Source organism: Acidimicrobiia bacterium (assembly GCA_040880805.1).
In the GTDB taxonomy this organism is placed as follows: Bacteria; Actinomycetota; Acidimicrobiia; order IMCC26256; family DASPTH01; genus DASPTH01.
This window is the reverse complement of the sequence record JBBDHW010000065.1, coordinates 1-10262: the sequence shown is the minus strand read 5'-3', so window position 1 is coordinate 10262 and position 10262 is coordinate 1. Positions and strand designations below refer to the sequence as shown.

9 protein-coding genes are annotated in these 10262 nt (G+C 66.8%); 5 read left to right on the top strand and 4 right to left on the bottom strand.

The genetic code is table 11. From position 1 onward, the window contains the following. Positions 1-137: 137 nt before the first annotated feature. The gene (locus WD271_17035) at positions 138-2036 is read right to left on the bottom strand and encodes a DNA/RNA helicase domain-containing protein (protein ID MEX1009524.1); all 1899 of its coding nucleotides are present in this window, start codon (positions 2034-2036) and stop codon (positions 138-140) included. A 149-nt stretch (positions 2037-2185) separates the two neighbouring features. Here WD271_17035 and WD271_17030 point away from each other — a divergent pair, with 149 nt between their 5' ends. The 5 genes from WD271_17030 (at position 2186) to WD271_17010 (ending at position 7471) form a co-directional block, all read left to right on the top strand. Further along, entirely contained in the window at positions 2186-2827 is a 642-nt protein-coding gene (locus WD271_17030) for a hypothetical protein (GenBank protein MEX1009523.1), read from the top strand. A gap of 4 nt (positions 2828-2831) precedes the next feature. After that, the gene (locus tag WD271_17025) at positions 2832-3107 is read left to right on the top strand and encodes a hypothetical protein (GenBank protein MEX1009522.1); all 276 of its coding nucleotides are present in this window, start codon (positions 2832-2834) and stop codon (positions 3105-3107) included. Positions 3108-3418: 311 nt separating this feature from the next. Beyond that, positions 3419-5833 (top strand): CoA transferase, encoded by a 2415-nt coding sequence (locus WD271_17020; GenBank protein ID MEX1009521.1) that lies wholly within the window; start codon positions 3419-3421, stop codon positions 5831-5833. Further along, positions 5830-7032: a lipid-transfer protein gene (locus WD271_17015; protein MEX1009520.1), complete on the top strand. Its 1203-nt coding sequence runs from the start codon at positions 5830-5832 to the stop codon at positions 7030-7032. The genes WD271_17020 and WD271_17015 overlap by 4 nt, the downstream gene beginning before the upstream one ends. Positions 7033-7042: 10 nt before the next feature. Continuing rightward, positions 7043-7471 carry an OB-fold domain-containing protein gene (locus tag WD271_17010; GenBank protein MEX1009519.1) on the top strand — a complete coding sequence of 143 codons (429 nt, stop codon included), beginning with the start codon at positions 7043-7045 and terminating at the stop codon, positions 7469-7471. A gap of 21 nt (positions 7472-7492) precedes the next feature. Here WD271_17010 and WD271_17005 read toward each other — a convergent pair whose 3' ends face one another. The 3 genes from WD271_17005 to WD271_16995 form a co-directional block, all read right to left on the bottom strand. After that, on the bottom strand, positions 7493-8374 hold the full coding sequence (locus WD271_17005; protein ID MEX1009518.1) for a sterol desaturase family protein: 882 nt from the start codon (positions 8372-8374) through the stop codon (positions 7493-7495). A 58-nt stretch (positions 8375-8432) separates the two neighbouring features. Beyond that, positions 8433-9725 (bottom strand): amidohydrolase family protein, encoded by a 1293-nt coding sequence (locus tag WD271_17000; protein ID MEX1009517.1) that lies wholly within the window; start codon positions 9723-9725, stop codon positions 8433-8435. Between the two features lie 2 nt (positions 9726-9727). Beyond that, a partial coding sequence (locus tag WD271_16995) for a zinc-binding dehydrogenase (protein ID MEX1009516.1) occupies positions 9728-10262 on the bottom strand: 535 nt, incomplete at its 5' end.

The window sequence follows — 10262 nt, the reverse complement described above, 5'->3', positions numbered from 1 at the left end:
AGGTACGCCGCGCTCTCGAACAGACCAGCGATCCACAACTTCTGGTTATAACTCTAGAGATCGTGGTGGACGGCGAGAGTTACACGGTTCCGATCGCCGTTCAGGAGCGCCGCGCGGAAAGCGGGTAGTGGATCGCGTCAGCCGCCGTGGCCGGCCGCCAGAGCCCCGATCGCCTCGAGCTCCTCCGGCAGTGGCCGGACTCCTGCCGCGAGCAGCGCATGCTCTGTGAGGTCGAGTTGTTCGACGGGAGGAACGAAGACGAGCATCCCTTCGCGGCCGCGAGTGAGAAGGACACGGTACGAGTTGGTCAGTAGTTGTTCCGGATCGTCCTGCGGGTATCGCCGACGGATTGGACGTTTGATCCAAGCGCGGCCATCCCAGCGGTAGTCGTCACCCCAGCAAACGACGGGCAGATCGAGCTCGAGACCCTGGCACCCGAACTCGGTGACCGGCTGGTCGAGATGCAGTGACGAACGCAGATCGTCAAGATCGCCGTTGTACCAGCGGCCGTAGTTCATGAGCCTGGTTGTCGCCTGGTATCCGTTGTCGATCGGTGGGTGGAGCTTGCGCAAGATCTTGTCGTGCGAAGAAGCAACCAGGCCGTAACGCCTCGTAGGCTCCTCGGCGAATCTGTCGGTTGCATAAGTCCGCGCCGCGTCGATGTCACGAGTCAGATAGATCGGGAACACCGGCTGGAGGTGTGCAGCGAGACGCGCTGCGAGAGCAAGGCTGCCTTCAAGCAAGTGGGCGACCCAGCGATGGAGCTGGTCAGCCCGCTTCGACCGCAACGAAACCGTGAGGTCAAGTTTGTCGTCGGTCTCGACGGGAAGGCCGGCGAACTCCGAGGCGATTCGTGACGGGCAGTACACACGCCACACTTCTCCGGCCTTCGCAGGAAGTGCAGCGTCGCGCCACTGCCCTATGCCCGCCTCCTCGCCCGAGTAGATCTCTTGTCCGTCGCCTACAAGTCCTACGAGCGCTGCCCATCGGGGCAGTCGTTCGCCCACCTTGATGAGCAGCTCGGCTTCCGAGTGAGCGACGCCGCGCTTCTCGAGCATGTAGTCCCTATCCCAAGCGCGCTGCGCTTCATCGAATACGAGCACATGCTGTTGCGGCACCTTGCTGTCGCTCAGGCCGTAGGTCTTGATGAAGGCGTGGAGATCGTTCACGAAAACTCGGCTCTTCAGCGCGTCGCGTAGCACCGCGACGAGCGGTCCGTTTCCAGAGAGAAACGTCGCAGTCGCGTGCTCGCCGGCCCGCTCGTAGACGAGCCGAAGACCGACCAGTGTCTTGCCGCTTCCTGGGACGCCGGACACGAAGGCAAGCATGTGGCCACCTCGTTCCTCCGTGCGGCGAACCAGTTCCGACAGCAGCTCGACCGCTTCTGGGATGCCGGCGGAGAGCGCGCGCCGAACATGGGGGAGCGGCTCGTGCTGGAAGATGCGACGGGCGGCAGCTACCAGCGTGGGGAGCGGTGCATACGGCGCGTGCAACCACGCATCGAGGTCGATCAGCCCGGGCTGATACGCGCCGAAGAGGTAATGCGCGAGGCCGGCCGGATCTGTCGTGATCACGTCGTCGTCTTGTCGAGCTGTGCTCTCACTGACCGCACGCGTCAGCACGACGATCGGCGTGATCACCCGTCCATGTGACTCCGCGTGGTACTCACCGAGATCGCGCGCGTAGGCATCGACCTGGTCGATGAACGATTGAGCGGGCCGCGCGGCTTCTTTGAACTCGAGCACCGCGAGCGCTCTGCCGACGAAGACGACCGCGTCGGGGCGCCGACCTCCCTCCATCGGTAGCTCAAACTCGAAGACGATTCCCCAGTCGGTTGCGGCGGGCGCTGCAATTGCGCAGTCGCGGAGCGCGGTGGTGAGAGCCGAATGTTCGGTCTCCCAAGCGTGGCTCTGCGTCCCCGATGCGCGGACTCCATTCAATCGAGCGTGGTGCGCGTCGAGTTCACTCATCCACACGTCGCGAGGCAACTGGAGAAAATCACCGACGGTGCCGGCCCACCCCCACGCAGCAGCCACAGGATCAGCTTCGCACACGACGGGACCACAAACGTCAGCCGCATGTTTGATGCCGCCGCGCTGATGCAGTTTTTCGGTGTCATACCCCCTCTCTACGGTCCGGGTAGAGGCCCCATCCCAGGCGTCTCACTCGTCGAGAGGAGCGAATCATGAAGGTCTTGGTCGCGACCCACGCCGGCCAGGGTGACCTGCCCGACGACTATTGCTGGACCACCGATGGCGAACTCGCCCATCTGCTCGATTGCCCCGATCCGCTCTGCGGGTGCTCGGCCTTCGGCGGGTTCGAGTCCTTGCGAGCGCGCCGGCGACGGCGACGGTCTGCGCGCGCGGTGCAAGGCGGCGTGAGCATGACCCGCGCCGGCGAGATCCGGTTCCCGGAATCCGATGCGGAGCCCGATCCGGCATGGTGGCGACCACTGGAGCTCGTCGCCTTCAGGGTCGCGGCGGACCGCTCGCTTCCTGCGCTCGATATCGACGCGTTCATGTTCATGGGAAGGCTCGATCGCGGCCGTCGCTCGTCGATCTGGTTCTACAAGCACGTCATGACGCGTTGCTATCTGAACATCGACGCTGAGGCAACGCTCTACCGGTTTCGGCCACCGCGCGACCTCGACAATCCGCGTTCCAATGGCAGCTACGTCGCGCAGCCGAGCCTGAAGCGGGCCCTTCGCGCCGCTGACCTCCACGTGCTCGCTCCAAGTGGACAATGGCTCGTCGATCCCTACCCGGTGCCAGATGTTCCTACGGAACCAGTGCGCACCGAGACCCGTCTCCGTTTGATCCAGGCGTAGCGAAATGGCCGACGCATCTGCCGCGCGCCTCCATCCGATCCAGCTCAGCGACGCCGAGGTTCGCTTGTTGCGCGAAGCGCTCGATAGCCATGAGTACTGGCAACTCGGTGGAGCGCTGCCGCGCAACAACGGGTTCGTCTTCATCCCCGGCGACTTTGCGGGCGACGAGGACCGCTACTGGGAGGGGCGTCTGCCCACGGCTGATGAGCAACGGGCCATCAACGAGGTCATCGCGTGTCGAGCGCTGGTCGACCGCCTTTCGGAGCTGTGGTCAGGCTGATCGCGAGGACGAGCGTCGTTACCAAGACACGACCGCAGCGGCGAGCAAGTAGGTGCAGGCGAAGCCCGACATGTGTGGCGAACCGAACCCGACGAGAACGCCACACGCCCTTCCTCACCGATCGACGGCGGTGTGGACGCCATCGGCTCCTCGCCCGGCAAGTGGGCGTCTGCGTACACTCGCTCGGATGGACGACAAGATCTGGGCCCACTCGGGCCGCTCGCACCTCGTCGAACGCCCCGGACTGTGGAACGACGTCCCCGCTCGGCTGCGCGAGCGCAAGCCGCGCGCGTAGAGACGCGAGGACGGGGATGGGGGGCGCGCTCGACGGTCTTCGGGCAGTCGATTTCTCGAACACACTCACCGGAGCACACATCAGCCAGCTGCTCGCCGACTTCGGCGCGGACGTCGTGCTCGTCGAGCCACCGGGCGGCAACCAGCTCCGCGCGCAACCGGCATGGCCGTTCTGGGCGCGCGGGAAGCGGAGCGTCGTCCTCGACCTGAAGCACGACGACGACGCCCGGGTCGCGCGGTCGCTGGGCGCGCGCGCTGACGTGGTGATCGAGACGTGGCGACCGGGTGTGGCCGAACGTCTTGGCATCGGATACGACGAGCTCGCGCCGCTCAACCCCGGTCTCGTGTACGCGTCGGTCACCGGATTCGGGCGCGAGCACCCGTGGTCCCAGATCAAGTGCTACGAGCCGATCGTGATGGCGAAGATCGGCGGGCTGTCGAGCTTCTCGAACCTCAGCCGGCGTGACGGACCGTCGTACGTCGCGACGCCGTACTGCGCGTACACGTCGAGCCAGCTCGCGTTGCAGGGCATCCTCGCCGCGCTCTACGAGCGCGAGCAGAGTGGCTTGGGTCAGCGGGTGGACACCACGATGGTCCAAGGCGTGCTCGCCCACGACACGTGGAACTGGATCGTGCGCATGCTGACGCGGCAGTACCCGGGCGCGCTCACCGCCGCGCCGCCGGTCGACGCCGATCGGCTCGTCCCGAACCACGCGTTGTTCTTCCGCCTGCTCGTCGGGCTGTCGGCCGACGGGCGGTGGATGCAGTTCTCGCAGACGAGCGAGCGGTTGTGGCAGGCGTTCCTCCGGGTTACCGAGCTCGACGCCATGCTCGAGGAACCCGAATACAAGGACGCGCCCAACTCCGAGGATCCGGCGGTGCGCGTCGCGTTCTGGGAGCGTGCGCTCACGAACATGCGGACCAAGACGTACGACGAGTGGCTCGAGGTCTTCGACGAGGAGCCCGACGTGTGGGCCGACGTCTTCCGCCACGGCACCGAGTTGCTGCACCATCCGCAGCTCGTGCACGACAGCCGTCTCGCGACCATCGAAGATCCTGAAGTGGGCCCCGTGCTACAAGCCGGCGCGCTGGTGTGCATGGACGCCACCCCCGCGCCGCTCGACGGTCCGGCGCCGCGCCTCGATGAGCACGGAGCCGACGTGCGGAACCTATCTCATTGGTCGCTCACTGCGAATCGGGGATACCCCGATTCGCCGCCGTTCGCTCCGCCACTCGCCGGGGTGACGATCATCGAGCTCGGCACGTACTACGCCGCGCCCTACGGGGCCACGCTGCTCACCGACCTCGGCGCTCGCGTCATCAAGATCGAGCAACTCGACGGCGATCCGATCCGGCACATCCTCCCGTTCCCCGAAGTGGGCGCGATCAAGGTGCTGCAGGGCAAGCAGAGCGTCGCCGTCGACATCGCCACGCCCGAGGGCCGCGAGATCGTGTTGGAACTCGTGCGGCGCGCCGATGCCGTCCTGCAGTCGTTCCGCGCGGGAGTCGCGCAGCGGCTCGGCTACACCGCCGACGACCTCCTCGCCGTCAACCCGGATCTCGTGTACCTCAACGCGCCGGGGTACGGGCCCGGCCCACCCTGTGGCCACCGCCCGTCGTACGCGCCCACCATCGGCGCGGCGTCGGGGCTCGCGTACCGCAATGTGGGCGGCGTCGACAACGTCCCGCAGCGGGCCGATCTCGATCTCGAAGCGGTGAAGCGGTATTCGATGCACATGAACTCCGCGGCGATGGGTCCACTGAATGCCGATCCGCTCTCGGCGGTGAGCGTGGGGAGCGCGCTCGCGCTCGGGCTGCTCGCGCGACGGCGGGGCGCTCCCGGGCAGTCGATGCTCATGTCGATGCTCTCCACGATGACGCACGCGCTCTCGGAAGAGATGGTCGAGTACGACGTGAAGCCAGAGCTCGCGCGGCCCGACGCCCAGCTCTACGGGCTCTCGGCGCGGTACCGCCTCTACCGCGCGTCGGACGGTTGGGTATTCCTCGCGGCACCCGGAGCCGGCGAATGGGCCGCGCTGGCCGGCGCGCTCGATCTCTCAGACGATCTGCGTGACGACGACGACGCGCTCGCGGCCGCGCTCGAGGAACGGTTCGCGACCCGCGCCGCGGAGGAGTGGGAGCGCGAGCTCACACCGCTCGACCTCGCCTGCGTCGCGGTGTCGTCCGACCCGCTCGACGGCATCCTGTTCAGCGACTTCGGCAAGTCGCTGGGGTTCGTCGTCGAGACGACGCATCCCACGATCGGCGACTATCCGCGGTGCACGCCCATGGTCGCGTTCTCGCGATCGGGTGGTGTGGCCGGGCCCGCGCCGCTCTGCGGGCAGCAGACCGACGCGGTGCTGGCCGAGCTCGGCTATTCGCAGGACCGCATCGATGGATTGCGCGCCGCGGGCGTCGTCGGGCAGTCGTGAGCGAAGGCACCTGGCTCCGCGGTCGCGCCGCGATCGCGGGTATCGGGCACACGCCGTGGGGCAAGCGCGGTGAGTACGCCGAGATCGGGCATCTCCGGCTGGTGGTCGAAGCGATCACGAAGGCATGCGACGACGCGGGGATCTCACCCAAGGACATCGACGGTTACAGCTCGTACGCGAGCTCGGTCGAGCCGGCGGAGCTCTACGCAGCGTTCGGCGCCGAGAGCCTTCGCTACAGCAGTCAGACGTGGGGTGGTGGTGGAGGCCCGATGGGCGGCGCGTTCCTCAACGCCGCGATGGCCGTCGCCACCGGGCAGGCGAACTACGTCGTCGTGCACAAGGTCATGACCATGGAAGGCACGAACCGCTACGGCCAGGCTTTCGGGCAGATGGGCCAGCGGGCGCGCGCCATTCCCGGAGCGATGGCGTTCTCGGTTCCCTACGGGCTGCAGTCGCCGGGGCAGATGTTCGCGCTGTCGGCGCGGCGCCACATGGCGAAGTACGGCACCACGATCGACCACTACGCCGAAGTGGCGATCAACGCCCGGCTCATGGCTGCGAACAATCCCGAGGCGCGCTTTCGCGTGCCCATCACGGTCGAGGACCACCACGAGAGCGCGTTGATCGCGGACCCGCTGCGGCTCTTCGACTTCTGCATGGAGACCGACTACGGCTGTGCGGCCATCGTCACCTCGGCCGAGCGTGCGGCGGATCTGCGCCAGAAGCCGGCGTACATCGCGGGCGCGGTGATGGGTGCGCCGCGGCGGTACGGCGCCGCGCTCATGGGTAGCTACAACATGCCCGACGAAGACTTTGCCTCCTCCGGGCAGCGCTCGGTCGGCGAGGATCTCTACCGCGTGAGCGGGCGAGGACCGGGCGACTTCGACGCGCTGATGGTGTACGACCACTTCACCGCGATGGTCCTGATGTCACTCGAAGACTTCCAGCTCTGTCCGAAAGGCGAGGGTGGTCCGTACGTCGCCGGCGGCAACCTCCGCCTCGACGGTCCGCTGCCCACGAACACACACGGGGGCAACCTCGCCGAGGCGTATGCGCACGGCATGAGCCACGTCTACGAAGCGGTCGACCAGATCCGGGGGACCGCCAACAATCAGGTCGACGGCGCGGAGAACGTTCTCGTGATCGCGGGTGCGAGCCCGGCTCCGACCAGCGGGATGATCGTGAGCGCGGCGCCATGAGCGAGCAGCCATGAGTGAGCAAATGGAGGGGCTCCCCGGCCCCGCGCTCGAGGTGACCACCGCCGGCTACTGGCTCGCGGCCGGCGCTGGACGGCTCGTCATCCAGCGGTGCGACGCGTGCGGCACGCATCGGCACCCACCCACCGAAGTTTGCTATGCGTGCCAGTCACTCGACTGGTCGTGGGACGAGCTGAGCGGTACCGGACACGTCTACTCGTACACGTGGACCGACCGACCGGTCACCCCGCAGCTGCAACACCTCGGCGTCTACAACATCGCCGTCGTCGAGCTCGACGGGACGCAGGGAGAACCGGTGCGGCTCTTGACGAGAATCGTCGACGTCGAACGTGACAACCTGGTGGTCGACCTGCCAGTCGTCGTCACCTTCGACCGCGTCGACGACCAGGTTGCCCTCCCGATCTTCCGCCCGCGCACCTGACACCCAACGAACTGGCGTCGTTCAAGGCTGTAGAGCGCCCACAGGTGACGCAAGTTCGTTGGTTTGTTTGCGGAACGGGTACGCGAGGTGACGGAAGTAGCCCTCCTGCGGCACCGGCTCGTGGATGCCGAAACCGATGGGGCGCTTGTCCTTCGGCATGTGTGCCGTGCCGAAGATCTTGTCGACGACCGGCAGGCCAAAATTCTTGTCGTGCGCCTCGTCGTCGATCGCGTGGTGCCAGTGATGCCACTCGGGTGTGGGGATGACCCAGCGCACGAACGGGAAGCGCAAGCGCACGTTCGCGTGTTGGAAGATCGCGAGCAGCGTGACGAACACGATCACGCCCGCGGACACGCCGCCCGCGTAGCCGAACAGGAACAACGGCAGCACGGTGAACGCCTGGGTGAAGCCTGAATCGATGGGGTGCAGACGACCCGAAGCGACCCAATCCATCTGCTCGATGCTGTGGTGTACCGAGTGGAAGCGCCAGAGGAACGGCACTTGGTGCGTGAGACGGTGGCCCCAGTAATTCCCCACGAAGACGAGCACTACCGCGAGCACGATGGCGACGGTCGCGGGGAGCGAGCGGGCGATGTTGAGCTGGCGCACCCAGAAGAAGGGGATCGCGCCCACCGCGATGATCGCGATGGCGGCGCCGGTGACGAAGACGTTGTTCACCAGCAAATGGGTGAGGTCGGTGAGCAGCCCCTTGCGGAACACTCTCTGCTTGCGCAAGGCGAACAGCTTCTCGATCGGGACGAACACGAGGAAGAGCAGCGCGATCCCGATCGCGGCACCGCCGCGCACGGCGAAGGCGAAGATCAGCGCTCCGGCGAACGTCAGGCCCGTGACGAGGCCGGCCCGGGTCGGGCGTTCCGGGACGATCGCTGCGTCGCTGCTCACCAGAACCATGGAACCCTTCCCGTGTCAGCTATTGCAACACGGAATTGTGAGGATTCCGTCAAGGAACGTGCAGACCCTCGAGGCGGGGGCCGGCTTGGCCGCGGAAGGCGTTGCTGTTCTCGCCGACCGGCGGGAACGTCGCGGGATCAGGCGGGTCGGCGAGTTCGGCAAAGGTCGGCGCGTCGATATCGGCCGCGACCTTTCGGAGATGGTCGTCGTCGAGCGCGAACGCGCGCACAAGGTTCTCACCCGCCATCATCGCCGTCTCGCGCGTCGGGACGTGGGAGAAGAGGTGGCGGAGCGCGACGCGCGTGACCGGCACCGCCTCGGGGTCGTCGAGGTGCTGGAACACGCCCTCGACGTGCGGGTAATCACGGCCCCAGAGGACGTTCGCGGCGTAGCCGTTGCGCGTGGCGTCTTCCGCCTGCCAGGTAGACATGAAGCTCGCGCCGAGGAAGACATTCTGGGCGATGTACTCGCTCGGTTGGCGGGGGAGACGAGGGCCCGGCGCGGCGGTCCCGAACCGGCGGTAGATGGCGTCGAGCTCCCGCATCGTGGGCAGGAGCCAGCCCTCGTACTGCTCGGTGATGACAAGCTTCAGGCCGGGATACCGCTCGAAGACGTACCCGTGAATGAGCCACCACACCGCGCGGCGCGACAGCCAGCCCCCGCCCTCGTACACCTGGATGTTGATTCCTCCGGGGCCCGAATAGTCGATCGGCTGGCCGCCGCTGGAGTGTGTGTTCAACGGCATGTCGTTCGCGGCGCACGCGGCCCAGAACGGATCCCAATCCGGGTGGTTGTACAGGATCGTGTCGGGGCGTCCTGGCGGAGGGAAGTTCACGCCGTGGAGCCCGCGCGCCGCTGCCCACTCCACTTCCTTGACCGCGAGGTCGATGTTCCAGATCGGGATGTACGCGAGGCCGAGCAGGCGTTGCGAGTCGACCGACACGAAGTCGGCGAGCCATTCGTTGTAGAGGTGATAGCCGACGGTCGCGAGCTCGAGATCACTCGCGTCGTTGGTGAGCCCGCCGGCGGCTTGCATCATGAACGGGAACGGCTCGCCGTTCATGCTGAAGTGGTAGAGCACCTCGCTGGCGACGCCGTCGCGGTCCATGTCGTGGAGGCGCGCGGCTGCGTCGTGGTGACCCGGCAACCCGATGTTGGGGTGGTCGCGAATCATTGCGCCCATACCGGACGCGGCGTAGCGCGCGGCGAAGTCGTCGAACTGCTCGAGGTACTGCTTTGGGCAGTACGGCCGGAGCTGTTCCTTCAGCAGTGGACCCACATGCGAGTCGCACGACGCGACAACAACATGGTCGCTCGGGTCGACGTGTGGAGACTCGGCCATGGTCATGACTCCTTTCGATTGGTACTCGGCCGCTCGGTGCTCGCATGCACCAGGCTCACCCGTACAGCGTCGCGTCCCGGGAGCGTCCGCGCCAGCAGGCCCAGCGCCTCGTCGATCGCGTCGATCCCGAACACCTCGCCGCGCAGGTGACCGACGTCGATGGCGCCCGTGTTGATCAGGTCGACGGCTTTCGTCATCGAAGCAGGCGTGTAGCCCGACCCGCCGAACACCCGGAGGCCCTGCACGACGATCTTGTCGCTGACGATGCCGTCGACCGGCGCGAAGTGCTTGAGCCCCGCCAGCAGCACCGTGCCGCGGAACGCGACGAGGTCGAGCGCGACGGGCACCGTCTCCACCGCAGGCGAGATATCCATCACGACGTCGGCCATCAGGCCATTCGTCAGCTCGCGCACGCGTGAAACCGCATCGACGGAGGTCACGTCGATCACCTCGTGGGCGCCGATCGCACGCGCGGCGTCGAGGCGCAACCCGTCGTCACCGGTGCCGGTGACGACGACGGTGTGAGCACCCGCGGCG

Coding starts and splice junctions, on each gene's coding strand:
- WD271_17010 (MEX1009519.1), top strand. CDS start 7,043: ATGAGTGAGCAAATGGAGGGGCTCCCCGGCCCCGCGCTCGAGGTGACC.
- WD271_17030 (MEX1009523.1), top strand. CDS start 2,186: ATGAAGGTCTTGGTCGCGACCCACGCCGGCCAGGGTGACCTGCCCGAC.
- WD271_17000 (MEX1009517.1), bottom strand. CDS start 9,725: ATGGCCGAGTCTCCACACGTCGACCCGAGCGACCATGTTGTTGTCGCG.
- WD271_17025 (MEX1009522.1), top strand. CDS start 2,832: ATGGCCGACGCATCTGCCGCGCGCCTCCATCCGATCCAGCTCAGCGAC.
- WD271_17020 (MEX1009521.1), top strand. CDS start 3,419: ATGGGGGGCGCGCTCGACGGTCTTCGGGCAGTCGATTTCTCGAACACA.